Genomic DNA, 17,508 nt, shown 5'->3' on the forward strand with positions numbered 1-17,508 from the left:
TTTGCTAACTCACTGATGCCCAAGTCCTCTGCTAGCAGATGCAATACTAATGGTAATCCAACCAACGAAGAATTCGTGATCGCCCAGCAGTCGGTTGAGTTGCTGTAATTAATAACAAAAACAGATAGTTAAAAGCGAGCTTGGTGCTCGCTTTTTTGTACTCATATGTTGGATAGACCCGAACAACTTGGAGTTGCAGGTAGGCGGCAAGTGAATGAGACCCCAGGAGCATAGATAAACTATGTGACTGGGGCGAATGAGCGCAGACAACACCGCTGCAACTTCAAGTGGGAAGGGTATAGACCATCGCTAAGTACGGGAATAGCGATACAGCCATTGCTCACTACATTGACTTCCGCAGTTCATTTTTTGTGTTCCAAGCTAGCGAGGTTCGTGTTGGTTTATTTATGCCCCAAAGCATGCTAGACATACGAAATAAAATAATGATTCTATCAAATAGAGAAAGCTGAACGTGATTTCTCCAATCAAAGCAAGGTATGCCATCTACCTTGCTTTACTACTTCGCAATCATTCACCTGTCAGTTGTTTCAGCACTATCGAACTTAAAGACTCTGTGACACTGTCTAACTCGACTGGCAATGCTCTTGCGGTGATGGAGTAACCCTCAACAAAGGGAATAAACACCGAGACTGCTCTCTCGATACTGGCATCGTCTTTCGCAAGTGGCTTAAAAATCTTGTTTAAAGACGATGCCATTGTTCGATAATAAGCTATAAGGTACGCGTCAATTGCTGCATTTCGTGTCGAAATAGCCCAATATTCACGGAAGATACGGCACATATCTGAAACCTGATAAACGTGCGATAGCTGAGCGGAGATGAAATGTTTTAACTCACTTGCATCGCTCAACTGCGGCTGCTCTGCCAATTCATCTAAGCATTGCTGAAAGTAGCGGTCTGCCATCGCTTTGAGCAACTCATCTTTAGTTTTGAAGTAATACTGCACATTGCTTAATGACATCTCTGCCAGTGTCGCAACCTTACGCATACTCACCCCAAAGTCTCCCTCCTGTCGTAATAGCGCGATTGAAATATCTAAAATCTTCTCAATCTTGGCGTTCTTTTTTCTCATCTAGTACTGCCTGTTTTATACGGAATAACTACGCTTTGTAGCTCTCCTAAAAATAATGTTGACATTTTAGGTATGATGACCTAGATTTGCAATAACTAGGTCATGCGACCTAAAAAGAGAAGGTTAATTTGTAAATAGGTACTGACAATGAAAATTTTAAACCTTGTATTTCACCCAAACCTTGAAGGTTCACGTAACAACAAAACTTGGAAATCACAGCTTGATGAGTCTGGTAAAGTGACGACAAGTCGTGATCTCTATAGTGAATACACAGACTTCCAAATTGATGTAGAGAGAGAGCAAGCACTACTTGAAGCGCATGACCGCATCATTCTGCAATTCCCGTTCTACTGGTATTCAATGCCGCCGCTGCTTAAAAAATGGTTAGATGACGTGCTGGCTTACAACTTCGCTTATGGGCCAGAGGGCGATAAGTTGAAAGGGAAGGATATGCAGTTAGTGGTATCTGTTGGTGGCCGTGAAAAGTTCTATTCGGGCTTTGATATATTCGCCACTGTGCCAGATCTACTGCGTCCGTTCCAATTAACAGCAAATCTAACCCAGATGAATTACCTACAGCCTGAATACATGTTCAATGCAGATGCTGAATCTGAAGAAATGATCGAAGCATTTGGTAAGCAGTTGGTTGCTAAAATTGATGACCCTAAGCGCTCAGACCCTCGTCAATATTTATATGACATTATGAGCGCAGAAGTTGAAGAAGTAGGTTTGGCATAAGTGGAAGTGTGCAGGCAATACGAGGGGCGAAGGTTGGAACTCATCGATTTTAACTAACTGGAATGCTGGTGTTTTTTATCAGTAGCCCATACTTCCTCTAAGTTTCAAACTATTAGCCGAACAGAGTTAATCCCTGCCTAGAACTGTTCGGCTGTTCTTAACACAAAACGCCTTTTTTCATTTGCTATTAAGTATGGTTCTTTAATACACAGCCCAATATTTTGGAATTGAGGCAAGAGTATGGATAGTCAGAAAACAGGGGTTAAAAAGCCATTTAGATTAGAAGAGATTTGGCGTATACGAACACGCCTAGAGCTTAACAACAATCTAATGGAGCTATCACTGCTTAACCTCGCGATTGATAGTAAATTGCGCTCAAGTGACTTGCTATCGTTACGAGTATCGGACATTTCATCCAACTTTCTTGTCTTCTCCCGTGTCCAGTACGTTCAGAAAAAAACTGGTAACGATGTTCAATTTGAGGTTACTCAGAGAACTCAGCAAACTTTGAGCCATTGGATTAAAGATCAAGACCTTAAACCTACAGACTACCTATTCTCAAGTCCTCGAAAAGTTAATCAGCCTTTGAGCTACTCTTATTATCGTCGCATCATACGTAGTTGGGCATTAGCCTTAGGTCATAACCCTGATCTTTATGGTACTCATTCACTGCGTCGAACTAAAGCCACGTTGATCTATCAAAAAACTAAAAATATTCGAGCGATTCAGCTTTTACTTGGCCATACAAAAATCGAAAACACCATCAAATTTTGCGAAGTTAGAGCTTTTTCTCTGTCACGTTTATGTCCATATCCCAGCTAGTAGATGCGATACTAATAGATACCCAACCAACGAAGAATTTGTGATCGCCCAGTAGTCGGTTGAGTTGCTGTAATTTGCTTCAAAAACAGATAGTTAAAAGCGAGTCTTGTGCTCGCTTTTTTAGTTCTTTATGTTGGATAGACCATCGCTAAGGATCTGTTGGCTACACATACATTGCTCACTAAATTGGCTTCCGAAGTTCATTTTTTATGTTCCAGGTTAGCGAGGTTAGTGCTGGCTTGTTTACGCCCCTTTTTAACTAGAGTTCATCTTGAGATGTGTTATCAAACTCTATAAGCAAATAACCCCAATTAATGTACCTGTTCGTTAACATTGAGCGTTTTTTTACTAGTTACTTGTTTTTGATATGCGTTTAAGTAGGGGGCGGAACTCATTGATTAGGCTATTGAGCTGCTTTTCGTAAAATAGATACGACTGAGTCCAATTTTGCGTTTCTTCTAGATTGAGATTTAGTTTGGGCAGGGTAATCCGCCTTTCATCGTCATTCCAGATTGCTTGTACAACAAGCGGGTCTTCGTATGAGGCGCGTGCAGCCTTTAACTGTTCGTAAACCTCCTGTCCTTTAGAATTTTTCGCGCAACGTACAAAGCAACCTATCTCTTTGTTACCCAGTTTATAGACCGTAATCCATGCAACTGAAGCCGAGGGAGGGAGTTGAAAATAGAGGTGACTCTGCGCAGACGGTAACGGAAGGGGTTGGCTTTTATCCTCTAAGTGAAGGGTATCAAGAAAGCCCTGCCAAAATTTCTTGTTAAATAGCTCTTTGCTATCCAGTTGAGTTTTGAAGAGTGCTTCTTGTGGACGAGTATCCTCTTCTGAAGTGACGGTATAGTCTCTAAAGTGACTTTCGATAGTAATGACATGTCGCTCGAGGATATCCGTTTTGTGGAGCACTTGCGGTAGAACGAGCAACTGGTCATCAGTCATATGAAAGACGCGCATCTCTAGCATCGCAAATGTAAACTCCATGGATGCCTTTTGGTTGAGGAATGACTGAATGTCTTCGGCACCTTCTCTAATTCCATCCCCTACAATGAGCAGCAAAAAACGCCCTTTGTTGAGATTCCTTTGGGTCGCATCGATAAAGCTAGCCTCAGGCACAGTAGAGCCAGCTTCTTTGATGATTTGATACAAGCTTTTTCCTTTTGTTCGTTTTTTTATAGCTTGATCAAGCGTCGTATAATCCATTGACACTAGGTCTTTTGCATAGTCTAAGATCTGTCCAACGACTTCTCTTCTAGACTCTGGATTTCTATAGAGCTTTACCTCCGCTATTACAAGGCGACCCGTCTCAGTAACATAAAGACAGTCAACTCGGCCCGAGCGTGTTGGAAACTCCATACAGACGGAAATTGCCCCAACATAATCAGGTTCGATTTCATAAAAAGGAATAAGATTTTCATTATCAAAGATTATTTTCTGTAACCAACTCTCGTTGTAAAAGCTACCATCCATAAAATTGACGCGTTGGAGAGCTGAAGTAGAATTATCGGAGGACACAACAACAGGGCTTTGGGCTGAAAACATATTTTCACTCCTTAAGTTCACGCTTCACTAGTGAGACTCGACACTCTCTTACTCATCATTTGAACACGGATTGTAAAGATATCGAACCGGTTCAAATACCTCTCCGAGCCATTAATTTAACTCGATGCATATTTTCATGGTTCCATGGTGGTCAACGCTATTGAGTGGGTAGCTCAAATCATCACTTTGAAAGATATCGCCTAATCGAAGAGTGTAGCTTATGGCAGAGTCTGTGGTTCTTATTGAACTAAAGTAATTCTTATTGGATTAAGGGTGGCAAAACCTAAAGGCTAGCCAAAAAAAAGCGGATTGGTAGGGCACACCATTTAACTATGTTGGTTGTTATTGAACAAACTGTTAATAAATATTTGTTTTTTGTATACTCGCCACCCTCAAGCAAAGCCAAGCTACGACTTGGCTCTTTTTCATGGATGCAGTCTGAAAATGCCAAAACTAAGCAAGTTTTTTATAACCCTATTTGCCCTTTTTCTGTTAATTCCAACGCATGCGTTAGCAATGCAAATCTATATAAGGCTTCCAAGTGGAGCAAACATCACACTGGACGTCGAGGAGTCGGATAGTATTGAGAATGTGAAAGCGAAGGTTCAAGATAAAGAGGGTATCGCGCCAGATGAACAAAACCTAGTTTTTTCAGGTATTACACTCGAAGACGGAAGGACGCTGTCCGACTATAATATTCAGAAAGAGTCACTTCTCTATCTTCTGATTAAAAATACTGGTCCTGTCGAACCACCTACTTCAGAACCAACAGCTCCAACAACGAGCGGCCGTTCTGATGCGCTAGATGCACAAGAGGTTGTACGAATTCATAATATGAGTACAGCCAGACAACAGGGCGGGCTACTTTTGTCTGCGCTTCCCACCGCTGAGCCAATTTCGAACCAATCTAAGGCTTCGTTCAATAGTTTCAATATCTTAAACCAAGATGCTGCACAAGGAACTCGCTTCTGGTCAAACTTTACTTGGCAGGACTCGACAAAAAAGCGAGTTGATTCCCTAGCGGGTTACAAAGCGACAACTAAATACTTCGTATTTGGGATGGACACTTCTGTTAGTTCAACCTCTGTCACAGGGGTCGCATTCGGTGTATTTGAAACGAAACTATCCGCAGAACACTTAGCCAAATCAAGTGAGACGGGTTTTAGTGCACTCCCATATTTCCAAAGTTGGATTAACAATAAGCTGTTTTTCGAGTTGGCTGCTGGCAATCAACAGAGCACTATTGATATTGAATCGCTTCCAGAAGGAAAAAAAGGTAAGACTGACGCAAACACTTGGTTAGTATCTGGGGAATTGCAGCAAGAGGTGCTCCGCAACAACTCAGTTCCGCTAACATTATTTTTAAACTCAGATTGGTTGTATACCCACAAAACAATAGATGCCTATAGGGACTCAACGGATGTTTTTTATGATGAAAGTACGTACAGAACCAGTGTTGTTAGTCTTGGTAGTGAGGCAGTGTATCGCTACGACTTTCAAGATATGTTTCTCGAGAGTACTTGGGGGCTAAAGTACCGAAAAGGTTTACTCAGTGATGGTACTGAAGAACTTGATGCTCTGGTTACATTGCTTGAACTCAATCTCAATTGGCAGCATCTTGTCACTCATTTAGAGTATGAGTATTCAGAAAGCGATACGACACGTACAAAACGGCTTCAAATCGCACTAGAGTATAAGTCTGCTGTGAGTGAAGATTTTAATGTTAATACCTGGAGTAAAATGTCCGCAGCTGATGAACTCGATCTCGAACTTGCAACGATTGGCACGAGCTTTGTTCACATAGACTCAGGGATAAGTGCAGGTTTGACTGTGCCAGTGATCACTTCTGGGGAAATCAGATTGTTTCTTGATATCCCGCTGTGATCTGTGTTCTGTCACCAAACTGCTCCGCATCATACATAAACGGCAGGGAGGTAAGTACTTTTCCATGAATGCGCCTATCCATGAGATGTAATTTGGCCAACGCCACTGACACTTTTATCCATAAATGCGAAACGCATTGATACCTAGCCAGCGAGGACTTCGTGATAGTCCGGTCATCTGTTGAGTTGTTGTAATCAACAGCACTCATTTCAGAATGCTTAAAAATAAAAATGGCGAGTGAATTCACTCGCCATTTTTGTTGCCGTCCAATTACTAAAACATTCCCCACTTGTGTACAAAGTGTCGGCTGGCATTCAGACGCAAGCCTATGGGACTAAAGCGGCCTTGTTATGCTTTCATGATACGCGCTTTGAAGTTACGCCCTTTCATCTTGCCATTTTGTAGCTGTTGTTCTGCAATCTTTGCCACTGAACTATCGATAGCAACATAAGAAACCATAGGCAAAATATTGATCTTGCCAATCAGCTTGCCGTCGATACCGGCTTCTTTGGTTAAGCTGCCCAAAATATCACCCGCACGAACTTTTTGTTTTTTGCCACCCAAGATCTGAATGGTTCGCATAGAAGGGTAGTAAGGTTTGTGATTCTCTGGCTGAGGCAGCTTCGCCGGGTGAACGTCAATGCCCATGTACTCTTCGATACGCTCAATGCGATAGATCTCTTTGCCACTGTAAAAACTGATGGCCAGGCCTTTTGCTCCGGCTCGACCAGTTCGGCCAATACGGTGCACATGGACTTCAGGGTCGCGCGACAACTCGAAGTTAACAACGGCGTCGAGGTTGTCGACGTCTAATCCACGGGCCGCGACATCGGTGGCAACTAAAATTGAAATGCTTTTGTTGGCAAACATGGTCAAGGCGCGCTCGCGCTCACGTTGTTCCATATCGCCGTGCAGTTCTATCACGCTGAAACCACGGTGATTGAGCTCATCAGTGACGTTCTGTACTTCTTTTTTGGTATTACAGAAAACAACGGTTGATTCTGGGCGGTGCGTTAGCAGTAATGCTTCGAGCGCGTTGTCTTTCTCTTCAGTGCTCTCTACTTGGTAGAAACGTTGTTCAATGGTGCTGGTTTGGTGCGTTGATTCCACTTTCACCATCTCAGGATTCTTCATCACTTTGCTGGCGATGGTTTCGATCTGTTCTGGGAACGTTGCACTAAAAAGCAAGGTTTGGCGCTCGGTCGGGGCGGCATCAATGATGGCATCAATGGCGTCTTGAAAGCCCATGTCCAACATTCGGTCTGCTTCATCCAGCACCAAGGTATTGAGCTCATCAAGATTGATGCGATCTTTGCTTAGGTGATCCAAAATGCGACCCGGTGTGCCAACAAGAATGTGTGCACCGTGTTCTAGCGAAAGGATTTGCGGCCCCATTGGCATACCACCGCACAAGGTGAGCACTTTGATGTTGTGTATACCACGGGCGAGGGTGCGAATTTCAGTGGCCACTTGGTCCGCCAGTTCTCGTGTAGGGCAAAGCACCAGTGATTGAACGCGAAAGCGATCCACATTGAGATTACTTAACAGCCCAAGTGCAAACGTCGCTGTTTTGCCTGAGCCGGTTTTACCCTGACCGATCACATCCTTCCCTTCAAGTAGCTTTGGCAAGCTTTGCTCTTGAATAGGAGTCATCTCTGTGTAGCCCAACGTCTCTAGAGTCGAAAGCAATTCTGGTTTTAGGGGAAGTGTGTTGAATGGTGCAGTCACGGTGCAATCCTTAAATGGGAAAAAGCTAGGGGCGGTACTATACCGACTTTGACGAAAATGAACATAGAAAACTCGGCGCTGAAAAAAACAACGAATATCACAAGGCAACAAAAAGTGTACGCTTTGGTTGTCAGATTATTCCTACATTTAAATAACATGATGATTTATAAATAAAAATTAAATAAGTGAAAACCGCTTAATTGTTGTGCAGGGCGTGCGCTATCGTTACACTTCATCCCCCCAAAATTTGAATATTGAGAGAGTCGGCTTTGTCTTTAAGAATCATCACGTTCGCTTTGTGTTGCCTGCTAAGTTCATTTGTTTCTGCTATGGATTATCTTTCCAAAGCAGACAGAGATTACTTGGCGAGCCATCCAGTTCTCAAAGTGGGTGTTCTAAGTGGTGGTTGGCTGCCGTATTGGGGAGGCATGGGTCTTGCGCCACAAGGAATTCATCACGACTATGCGATGAGTTTTGCTCGTGAGTTAGGCGTCCAAATTGAGTATCAAGGTTACGACAGTATCCGCCAGTTGCTGCAGGGAGTAAAAGAGGGTGAGGTCGAGATGGTCATTGGATTTGGCAAGACGCCTGAAAGGGCGAATGACTACCTGTTTTCGTCACCCCTTTATAAAAACGTTCGTGTGATTTGGCTTCGCGATCAACAGCTGAAAAATGAGCCACTGAACTCACTAAAGTGGGTTTGCGTTGAAAAAACGTCTTATTGTGAAGTGTTGAGCCAACGAGGCTATCAAAACATCATGACCGCACAAAACTATCGAGCCGCGGCTCAAATGATCTTGCAAGGCTTGGCAGACGCAACGATCAGCAATTACGTTTCATTGAGTCACTATTTGAGTGAAAAAAAGGTGACTCAAGGCAAAGTGATCTTTGATAAGTCTCTTGGTACTCAGATTAACCGTGTCCTGTTTACCAAAGACAAGACGCAACTAAAATCGATCATCGATAAACTGATTTTGGCGGAAGAGCGTGGTTTAACGCGAGGCCGCATTCATTCAAAAGATATCTACTTTCTTAACGATCAAGCCAGTCTGAGATTGTTATTTGAAGAAGGGCGCGAACAAGTTATCCGTTATACGATTGAAGAAGAGACATTCCCGCTCTCTTATCGTGACGGCGACGGTGAAGTGAAAGGCTACGTGCACGACCTACTGAATCGCATCAGTATGAGAAGTGTCCTTGACTTCGAGTATGTGCCCGCAAATGGGCGAGATGTCCAGCAAATGCTTGAGGATGGTTTGGTGGACTTGTTGCCTGCGCGCAACATCGAAGAAGTAGACCAGCGTGATTATTGGGTCACAGCGCCTTACACCAAAATTAGGTTTGAAATGGTGGAGACCACCGCAAAGTATCAGAAGCCACACATGGCAGTGCTCGATCGTACGGGTAACTATTACTCCTATCTTGATATCAACTCGCAGTATAAAAACATTCGAGTTTTCCGTTCATTGGAAACGGTATTGCCTTTGCTGGAAAGTGGTGAAGTAACCCATGTTCTGATGAACCGTGACTTGATCAACCAACTGTTGATTGATGACCATCGAGACTATTTTAAACCACTCGAAAATCATCTCGATGAGAAGTTTGACGTTAGCATTGCGATGGTGGTGAGGAAAGACGATCCAGTGCTTAAGGATATGCTTGATTCCGCGCTAAATACTTTTTCTCCCCATGAAATTGAAACCATCCAAGCGGCCTACCGAAAAGTCACCCTCAGTTTCGGTTATGACAAGCAGCAAGTGATTATTTATGCCTTGATGGGGTTATGTTTTGTGCTGCTAATGACGTTGCTGTTCTTGTTGTGGTGGAGTCGTATGCGCAGTTCGCTCCGAAAAACTGAAAAAGTGGTGGAGTTGTCGCAGAACCAAATTACTTGGCTGACTCAACTCCTTGATACCATTCCAAGCATGATTTACATCTCCGATTCGTCAGGTCGGATTGTGTTATCAAACCACGCTTATAAACAAAGCTCAGAACAATGCGTAGAAAGAGGCTGCACAACGGTCAAATACACCTGTTCATTTTTAAACGTCGCGCAATATGGGGCACGTGAGTTTGAAGAGATCATCCAAGTCCCCGCCAGTGATTGTGGGATGGGAGAGCGTTTTTATCTTGTTACCCGAAAAGCCATTACGCATGAAAATGGTGAAATGACCCATTATTTAACGCTGTTTAATGACATCTCTGAACTGAAGCATTCGGAACTAGCATTGCGTGAGTCAAATCGAATTGCATTACAAGCGGTTGAAGCGAGAAGTCAATTTTTGGCAGTGGTGAGCCACGAGTTGCGCACCCCTATCGCTGCGTTAGTTGGCTTATTGGAACTCCTTTCTAGCCGGACACAAAGCCAGGAAAACCAGCTGCTCATTAACAACGCAATTCAGTCAGCGGGTCGACTGAGTTTGCAAGTGAATGAGATTCTGGATTTTTCAAAAATTGAAGCCAAACAGCTGCAATTGGAAATCGAAAAGTATCGAATGATGGATGAGTTTGGTCCGGTGCTACGAAGTTTCGAGGCAAGCGCACAGGTGAAAGGTTTAGCGTTTGAATTAAACTGGCAGCCTACAGCAATAGTGGATGCGCATTTTGATGCGTTGCGAGTGAATCAAATCATCAGCAATTTGTTGTCCAATGCGATTAAGTTTACTCAGCATGGGAAAATCTCGGTCGACATTATCACCAATGCAGAGAGCTTGCGTCTTCGTATTACCGATACGGGGTGTGGCATGACGCAGTCGCAATTGACATCCATATTCCAGCCATTCGTGCAGGCTGACAGTACCATCACTCGTCGATTTGGTGGAACTGGCTTGGGAATGTCGATCGTCAAGAGTTTGCTTGATTTGATGAACGGTGATATTGAGTGCCAAAGTGAGCTCGGCAAAGGGACCCAAATCGATGTAACGTTGCCAATAAAAGGTGAGATTTTTAACGCTGGATTTGAAGTTGAGCAAAGCTACTATGGTGACGAGCGTATATGCTCTTGGTTGTATTGCTGGAACGTAAAGGTACGAGACGATGCGCTGAACAGTGTTTTGTTTGATATGTTGGCGTCGGAACAAGGCAATTTGTACCCTGATCTCCTGCTCCAAGAGTTACTGAAAAACGAGCAGAATGCCTCTCAAGCTCAGGTGATTCAATCGGTCGGTCAGCTTGTCGGCCACGTACTGGTGGTCGATGATGAACCGATTAACCGTTTGTTGATGCAAAAACAGCTAAACGAAATCGGTGTGACGAGTGTGGCAGTTGCCGACGGAGAGCAGGCGTATGAGCGCTTGATCGAGAGTGGAGACAGGTTTGACCTTTTGATCACGGATTGTCACATGCCAAAAATGGATGGTTTCGAGCTCACCAAAAAGGTGAAAGCACAGGTCAGCAGTTTTAGTGGCAAAGCGGTGATCGGCTGCACGGCGGAAGATTCGCGTTTAGGGGCCGAAAAAGCGCACTCAGCGGGCATGGATAAGGTCATTTACAAGCCCTATTCACTGGCTATTTTGTTCCGAGTGTTGTCGAAGTATTTACCAGAGCAACAAGGGCAGGAAGAACCTACCGCAACGTGGCTTGATGAGTATCGAGAGGAAGAACGCGAAGAAATGGCCAATGTGGTGATAGAGTCGTTTAGCTTCGATATCGAACAGTTACTCCATGCAGATGCAGATGTTACGTCCATTGCTCATCGTGTCAAAGGCGCGGCCGGTGCGCTGATGTTAAATGAACTTGCAGCATTAGCAAAAAGTGTAGAACAGCAAAATGACCTGTCTCAGATAGAGGCAGAAAAACAGAAACTGATTATGGCGATGCGTAGTGTCGTAGCGCAAGCAACCACGTGGCTTGATGGGCTGGTGAGGGGGGAAAGATGAAGATACTGATCGTAGAAGATGAAAGGATTCAATCAACCAGCCTCAAACTGAAGCTCGGTTCGCTCAATTACAGCGACATTCAAATAGCAGAAAACGGTGAAGATGCACTAACGCTTTGTGAAGAGAACACCTTCGCACTCATTTTTTGTGACATTCACATGCCAGAGATGGATGGGATTAGCCTACTCACGATTTTGAGCGAAAGAGGCTACCAACCAGGGATTGTCATACTGAGTGCGGTGGAAGACGCCGTGTTGGAACTCACGAGGAATATGTGTAGTTTGGCTCGGTTTCCGTTTGTTGACGTGCTCAAGAAGCCGTTCAGTATGGAAGCGCTTTTTAACGTCATCAACAGCTATACCTTGTCAAAACAGCGTCTAGTGGTGCCAAAGACCGACTTTCAAGTGAGTTGCGAAGATCTGGAATTCGCCTTTGAAAACGACCAGATATTTAATTTCTATCAGCCACAATATGACTTTGCTACAGGGGCGATGGTGGGCGTAGAAGCGCTAGTTCGCCTGAAGCACCCCCAATATGGATTGCTGGCACCAGCGGCATTCTTACCGGTTATCGAACAATGCAACTGGATGGACAGACTGTTCTGGCGAGTACTTGAGAAAGCGATCAGCGCTATTGCCAGTATGAGCGATAACCTCAAATTGTCAGTCAACATAAGTCAAAATAACCTACAACAGCCGATGTGTGACCGAGTCATCGAACTCTGTCACCACTATGGTTTTGAACCGAACCGTTTGAGCCTAGAACTCACTGAAGATCAAGTTTACAACGGGACGACCATCTCACTGGCGAACTTGGCGCGCTTGAGAATGCATGGTGTTGGGCTTTCTATCGACGATTTTGGCACCGGGTACGCATCATTGAGCCAGCTCGGAAAACTGCCATTTAATGAACTTAAAATCGACAAAGGTTTTGTGTTCGATTTGGTGACCAACTACAAACACCAACAACTGACCAAAATGTGCCTTATGCTGGCTCAATCGTTGGGTCTGCACTGTGTGGTGGAAGGTGTTGAAGATGAAGAGACATGGCAATATTTACGAAATTTGGGTGTGGATACTTGCCAAGGTTACTACTCTTCTCCGCCATTACCCATTGCTGAACTGAGTGAACAATATGCTAAAAATCAAAGTCGTATCCTGACGCAAGAGAGTATTGAAGGCGGTATTTGCGCGCTCATCATCGCTGACTGTCAGGTCAGTGCCATTGCACTGCAAAAGCAGTTGCAGCGAGAAGAAAGCGTGAGTCAAGTTCGATTGGCGTCGAGTCTCGATCAAGCGATCAAAAAGCTGCGCGATTATCCTATCAACTTGGTATTGATGGACATCAGATTTGCCTCAGACGTGAGTGAAAACGAACTGATTTTAGGTATTGATGAACAATATAAGGGGCGGATGATCCTATTGTCAGAACATTCTGATGCTGAGTCAGTGCAATTACCCCAACTGCAATCAGGTAGTACGATACTGTCAAAAGGAAGCACGTTGGTCGATACGGTGAGCCATATTGTTGCTGACACCAAATTGGATAAAACCGACTATTCAGCCCAGCAAAGCCAATTGGAACAACTGTCGGAACGTGAGTTGGCCGTTGCTCAGATGTTATTCAAAGGATTGAGCAATAAACAGATAGCAAACCAACTGGATATCAACCAAAAAACGGTAAGTACCTACAAAACCCGCGTACAAACAAAACTAGGAATAAGATCCGCCATGGAATTGGTACGATTCTTTACACTTGATTAATAAAGGTATCATGGCGAAACACAATTTTTCACAGCTTAAAGTTCTGATCATCGACGACGCCCCTGTGGTTATCACAAGCTTAAGAGGTATGCTTCTTAAGCTTGGATTTTCAGAAGCGAACATTCAATTCAGTAAAAGCCCAAAATCGGCCGTATTTAAAGCAAACCGAGAGAAATTCGACATCTTCATTTGTGATTATAACTTTGGCAAAGGGATGAACGGCAAACAGATTTTTGAAGAGCTCAAGCATTACAAAGCGCTAAAAAGCGATGCGGTTTTTATTCTCGTCACAGGCGAAAGTTCCGCCTTTATTGTGCATTCCATTCTTGAGCTCAAACCGGATGAGTACATATTAAAACCGTTCAACATCGGTATTTTGCAAACCCGCTTAGAAAACGCGGTACTGCGTAAACAAATCCTCAAAAATCTTTACGCTGCAGAAAGAGCGGGAGATTCGCAAGCAGGATTGGTTTTGTGTGAAGAGTTGGAACCCTTTCATCCAGAATACTATTTCCTGATACAAAAGTTTCGAGGTAGCTTCCTGACACGATTGAAACTGTTTGAAGAAGCGAAGAAAGTGTATGAACAAACGCTAGAGAAAAAGGAACTCGATTGGGCGAAAGTGGGCCTAGCTAATGCACTGCGCCATACCGGTAAAATGACCGAGGCCACCAAGTTGGTACATGAACTCGTCTCCTCAATGCCGAGCAACACCACCGTGCGTGTTGAGGCCGCGAACCTCAGCTTGATGAACAGTGATGTGCCTGATGCGATATCTCATCTCAAAGTGGCCAGTTCTATCGTGCCGGGCAACTCTGAACGTGAGCTGGTGATTGCCAACTTGTGCCTCAGTGAAGGGGATACACGCTCAGCGTTACAACGCTTCCGCCTCTATAGCGAGGTCAATAAAGAAACATTTCGCAATAATCATTTTATGCGGATGAATCATATCCGATCACTGCTTTACGCACTCAATGACGCAGAGCCTCTCGAGAGAATACGTTGGTTGAAAGAGGCAAAATCACTGTTTAAGCAAGCATATGATTGCAGTTTGGATGAAGAGCTAGATAGCCAGTTTCAGCTGATTGCTGCGCATATCGCGATTGAAGAAAAGCAGTACCGTGTTGCCGTTGAGATCCTGAATCAGCTCTACCGAACTAAACCTTTTGAGCACTTTTACGATCGCTACCATTTCACTTGGCTACTCAATGCAATGGGCTTTGATAGCGAGTTTTCTCACTGCATTATTTGGTGTAAAGAGAGTTTACTCGGTGGCGAGATGGAAACCATTTTGGCCAGCAAAACAGCGATGGCAAGAGCACTTGAGCGTCAAGGTCAGGAGAAAGTTGAATGGCTGGAAGATCAATACAAGGCGCTGATTGAACACAAGCAAGATATTGAAAAACTCTACGAAATTTATGCACAGATCTTAGCTCGTAGCCCAACATTAAGGACAGTTTGTACCAAGATCATAACCATCTTATCGCGTTACTGGCCCAAAAGATCCGAGACCACTGCGATAGAAGAAATCCACGTCATAATGAAGCAGTGTGATGTCACCATTCGTCAGTTGATGTCGGAAGAAGAGCGAGAAAAAATTCAATATGAAACGCTGTGGGAAAAAGCAAAGCAGCAGCATGAACGACAATACATGGTCACCGAACCGGCGTAGTTTGTTCACCGAAGACAAATGCAATAATGATATCAATTTCATATATCTGTGATATGGGTCAGTAGCTAACCATAGTTACGATTCGTCACTTGTGGTATTTTTTGATGGGTGTTGGGTCGCAAGTTGTAGGAGTGCATATGTCACACAAAATAGAGAATCACTATTGCGAACATTGTCAAACAGAAACACCCCATGTCGTTGTGCTGGTGAGAAAAACGAGCGCCTTTAAAAGCGATCCCCAGCGTAGCCGAAAAGAGTTTATTGCTGGGTTTCTAAAAAGTGCAGTATTTGGTGCCTTTCTCGCTTCCATGGATGAGTTTGCGCGCCACTTAGTATGTGAGCGTTGTGGTCACAAGGTCATTGAAGACTAAACTATCCTGCGTTGGACTCTTTTCGTCGATTTGTCAGGGCAGCCTATGGCTAATAGGCTGCAGCTTAGTTTTAAAGTGCGGTTTAGAAGCCTTCGTGATTCAATAAAAAATCCTCAAATTCCGCTGGTGACATCGCTTTTCCATAGAGAAAGCCTTGAGCGTAGTTACACTCTTCTGTTCGGATAAAGTCTTCTTGAAAGTGGTTTTCCACGCCTTCCGCTATCACCATCATGTTCAACTTATGCGCCATCGCGATAATGGCACGTGTCAACTCGCGATTGTGTTGTTTGTGTTCTAGTTGGTTGATAAAACTGCGGTCAATTTTTAGCGTATCAAACGCGTACTTCTGCAAGTAGCTCAATGATGAGTAGCCTGTACCAAAATCATCCAGTGAAATGTTGACACCATAGTGACGTAACTGAGCCAGTACCTCTTGGGCGTACTCTTCATCTTGCAGCAAAATACCTTCGGTGAGTTCGAGTTCAACACATTGAGGCGGGAGTTGATAAAGCTCAATAATATCTTGAAGATGCTGAACAAAATGGGGTTCACGAAACTGAATCGGAGAGATATTGATCGCCATTTTGAAGGAGTGAGATGAGAGTTTACGCCACTCAGCGGCGTGTTTGAGGGCTTGGTGAAGAACAAAATAACCGATCTCGATAATTTGGCCATTACTTTCTGCTAATGGAATAAAGCGATCGGGTGAAATCGATCCCAGTTGAGCGGCTTTCCAACGCAGCAGCGCTTCCGCACCGATAACTTTTCCACCTTGTTTCAAACAGATGATCGGCTGAAAATGGACTTGCATCTCTTGATTCTTTAGTGCATCAGATAGGTGGGATTCTAGTAGTAAGCGCTCTTCCGCTTCTTTCTGAGCGGCGACGTTAAAATAGGAGGCTTGCAAACCTTGGTTCTTGGCCACACTCATAGCGGAGCAAGCTCTCTGCATCAAGCTAAACGAATCGGTGGCATCCATAGGTGCTAAGGCAATACCGAGATTACACTGCAGGTTCACACTCATCTCGTTAACCATGAAAGGTTGGGTGCAGGCTTTTATCACCCGTTCGATCACCTCCTCTTGTGTTTCCTGATTGCGCTTATGGCGAGCTGATAGAACAAAATCCGACCCGACAATGCGTGCCAGTTTCCACTCTTTCGGTAATTTGTGGCACAGGCGCTCACTGAGTGAAGAGAGAATTTGATCGCCAAACATGTAACCATAACTGGCATTCACGAACTTAAAGTTTTTCAAACTAAAGTAGACCAGCGTAATTTGTTCGTCGTGTGAGAGTTTTTTAATCTGCTTTGCCAAATCATCAGCCAAGGTAATTCGGTTAGGTAACTTGGTTAAAGGATCATAGTGGAGATGAAAATCTAGGTGGGTCTCCGCGGCAGTACGTTGTTCAACTTCAGTCAGTAAGCGGCTGCTTAAATCGGCGAGCGTTTTGGTTCGTTCCGCCACCTTGGCTTCTAGCTCTTGGTTAAGCTGTGCCAATTCTTCCTTCCGATACAGCATGTCTAGTTGGCCTTCAATGGCAGTTTGAAAACGACCAAGCAGCGATAGCGAATCTTCATCAAAGTACCGTTCGTGATTATCGAGCATACAAATGGTGCCAAAGGGGGTGTTATCGGGCCAGAAGACCGGAAGTCCACAATAGCAAATCATGCCGAGTTTAATATCAGGGTTGCTGTCCCAATTGGGGTCGGCCAAAGCGTTGGGCACATTAAGCATGCGTCGCTCGCTAATCACGGTTTCACAATAGAGCCCGTGACCAAGGGAGTCTTTGGCGTGCTGCGCGTAGGGGTTGTTTTCGCTTCGGCTGCTGGAGAAGACTTCTATGTCAGTCTCGTGAATTCTCATGACCAACGCCGCCGGACATTGTGTCATTTTTGCAACTAAATCAACAATTTCTTGCCAGCTATTTATCACTGACTCAGGTACCGTGAGTTGTGAGGTATCAATTATTGCCATGATCTTTGTCGTTCCATCGATTCAGAAAACACAGTGT

Annotated in this window: 11 protein-coding genes; 7 read left to right on the forward strand and 4 right to left on the reverse strand. The window is 44.2% G+C overall.

Annotation, left to right across the window (positions count from 1 at the left end):
* Window positions 1-528: 528 nt before the first annotated feature.
* A complete protein-coding gene (locus tag FC652_RS00985) occupies window positions 529-1,092 on the reverse strand; it encodes a TetR/AcrR family transcriptional regulator (protein ID WP_176297128.1) in 564 nt (187 codons plus the stop codon).
* 147 nt (window positions 1,093-1,239) lie between these two features.
* Here FC652_RS00985 and FC652_RS00990 point away from each other — a divergent pair, with 147 nt between their 5' ends.
* On the forward strand, window positions 1,240-1,830 hold the full coding sequence (locus FC652_RS00990; RefSeq protein WP_176297129.1) for an NAD(P)H-dependent oxidoreductase: 591 nt from the start codon (window positions 1,240-1,242) through the stop codon (window positions 1,828-1,830).
* A gap of 240 nt (window positions 1,831-2,070) precedes the next feature.
* The gene (locus FC652_RS00995) at window positions 2,071-2,652 is read left to right on the forward strand and encodes a tyrosine-type recombinase/integrase (protein WP_176297130.1); all 582 of its coding nucleotides are present in this window, start codon (window positions 2,071-2,073) and stop codon (window positions 2,650-2,652) included.
* A gap of 348 nt (window positions 2,653-3,000) precedes the next feature.
* Here the strand turns inward: FC652_RS00995 and FC652_RS01000 are convergent, their stop codons facing one another.
* Window positions 3,001-4,200 carry a DUF4268 domain-containing protein gene (locus FC652_RS01000; protein WP_176297131.1) on the reverse strand — a complete coding sequence of 400 codons (1,200 nt, stop codon included), beginning with the start codon at window positions 4,198-4,200 and terminating at the stop codon, window positions 3,001-3,003.
* A gap of 444 nt (window positions 4,201-4,644) precedes the next feature.
* Here FC652_RS01000 and FC652_RS01005 point away from each other — a divergent pair, with 444 nt between their 5' ends.
* The gene (locus FC652_RS01005) at window positions 4,645-6,084 is read left to right on the forward strand and encodes a ubiquitin-like protein (RefSeq protein WP_176297132.1); all 1,440 of its coding nucleotides are present in this window, start codon (window positions 4,645-4,647) and stop codon (window positions 6,082-6,084) included.
* Window positions 6,085-6,432: 348 nt separating this feature from the next.
* Here the strand turns inward: FC652_RS01005 and dbpA are convergent, their stop codons facing one another.
* Window positions 6,433-7,812, reverse strand: coding sequence for an ATP-dependent RNA helicase DbpA (dbpA, locus tag FC652_RS01010; protein WP_176297133.1), 1,380 nt, complete (start codon window positions 7,810-7,812; stop codon window positions 6,433-6,435).
* A gap of 329 nt (window positions 7,813-8,141) precedes the next feature.
* On the opposite strand from dbpA, the gene FC652_RS01015 reads away from it, so the two are divergent.
* From FC652_RS01015 to FC652_RS01030, 4 genes are all read left to right on the forward strand, one after another.
* Window positions 8,142-11,690: a transporter substrate-binding domain-containing protein gene (locus FC652_RS01015; protein ID WP_176297134.1), complete on the forward strand. Its 3,549-nt coding sequence runs from the start codon at window positions 8,142-8,144 to the stop codon at window positions 11,688-11,690.
* Window positions 11,687-13,453: an EAL domain-containing protein gene (locus FC652_RS01020; protein WP_176297135.1), complete on the forward strand. Its 1,767-nt coding sequence runs from the start codon at window positions 11,687-11,689 to the stop codon at window positions 13,451-13,453. Before FC652_RS01015 ends, FC652_RS01020 begins: the two co-directional genes overlap by 4 nt.
* 10 nt (window positions 13,454-13,463) lie before the next feature.
* Entirely contained in the window at window positions 13,464-15,125 is a 1,662-nt protein-coding gene (locus FC652_RS01025) for a response regulator (RefSeq protein WP_176297136.1), read from the forward strand.
* Window positions 15,126-15,262: 137 nt separating this feature from the next.
* Complete coding sequence (locus FC652_RS01030) at window positions 15,263-15,496, forward strand: hypothetical protein (RefSeq protein WP_176297137.1); 234 nt, start codon at window positions 15,263-15,265, stop codon at window positions 15,494-15,496.
* Window positions 15,497-15,578: 82 nt separating this feature from the next.
* On the opposite strand, the gene FC652_RS01035 is transcribed toward FC652_RS01030, so the two are convergent.
* Entirely contained in the window at window positions 15,579-17,471 is a 1,893-nt protein-coding gene (locus FC652_RS01035; RefSeq protein ID WP_176297138.1) for a sensor domain-containing phosphodiesterase, read from the reverse strand.
* Window positions 17,472-17,508 lie beyond the last annotated feature (37 nt).

This window comes from Vibrio sp. 05-20-BW147, assembly GCF_013369385.1.
GTDB lineage: Bacteria > Pseudomonadota > Gammaproteobacteria > Enterobacterales > Vibrionaceae > Vibrio > Vibrio floridensis.

What these genes read in the sequence shown, in the direction of transcription:
- FC652_RS00985 (WP_176297128.1), bottom strand. Translation starts at nt 1,092, where the DNA reads ATGAGAAAAAAGAACGCCAAGATTGAGAAGATTTTAGATATTTCAATC.
- FC652_RS00990 (WP_176297129.1), top strand. Translation starts at nt 1,240, where the DNA reads ATGAAAATTTTAAACCTTGTATTTCACCCAAACCTTGAAGGTTCACGT.
- FC652_RS00995 (WP_176297130.1), top strand. Translation starts at nt 2,071, where the DNA reads ATGGATAGTCAGAAAACAGGGGTTAAAAAGCCATTTAGATTAGAAGAG.
- FC652_RS01000 (WP_176297131.1), bottom strand. Translation starts at nt 4,200, where the DNA reads ATGTTTTCAGCCCAAAGCCCTGTTGTTGTGTCCTCCGATAATTCTACT.
- FC652_RS01005 (WP_176297132.1), top strand. Translation starts at nt 4,645, where the DNA reads ATGCCAAAACTAAGCAAGTTTTTTATAACCCTATTTGCCCTTTTTCTG.
- FC652_RS01015 (WP_176297134.1), top strand. Translation starts at nt 8,142, where the DNA reads ATGGATTATCTTTCCAAAGCAGACAGAGATTACTTGGCGAGCCATCCA.
- FC652_RS01020 (WP_176297135.1), top strand. Translation starts at nt 11,687, where the DNA reads ATGAAGATACTGATCGTAGAAGATGAAAGGATTCAATCAACCAGCCTC.
- FC652_RS01025 (WP_176297136.1), top strand. Translation starts at nt 13,464, where the DNA reads ATGGCGAAACACAATTTTTCACAGCTTAAAGTTCTGATCATCGACGAC.
- FC652_RS01030 (WP_176297137.1), top strand. Translation starts at nt 15,263, where the DNA reads ATGTCACACAAAATAGAGAATCACTATTGCGAACATTGTCAAACAGAA.
- FC652_RS01035 (WP_176297138.1), bottom strand. Translation starts at nt 17,471, where the DNA reads ATGGCAATAATTGATACCTCACAACTCACGGTACCTGAGTCAGTGATA.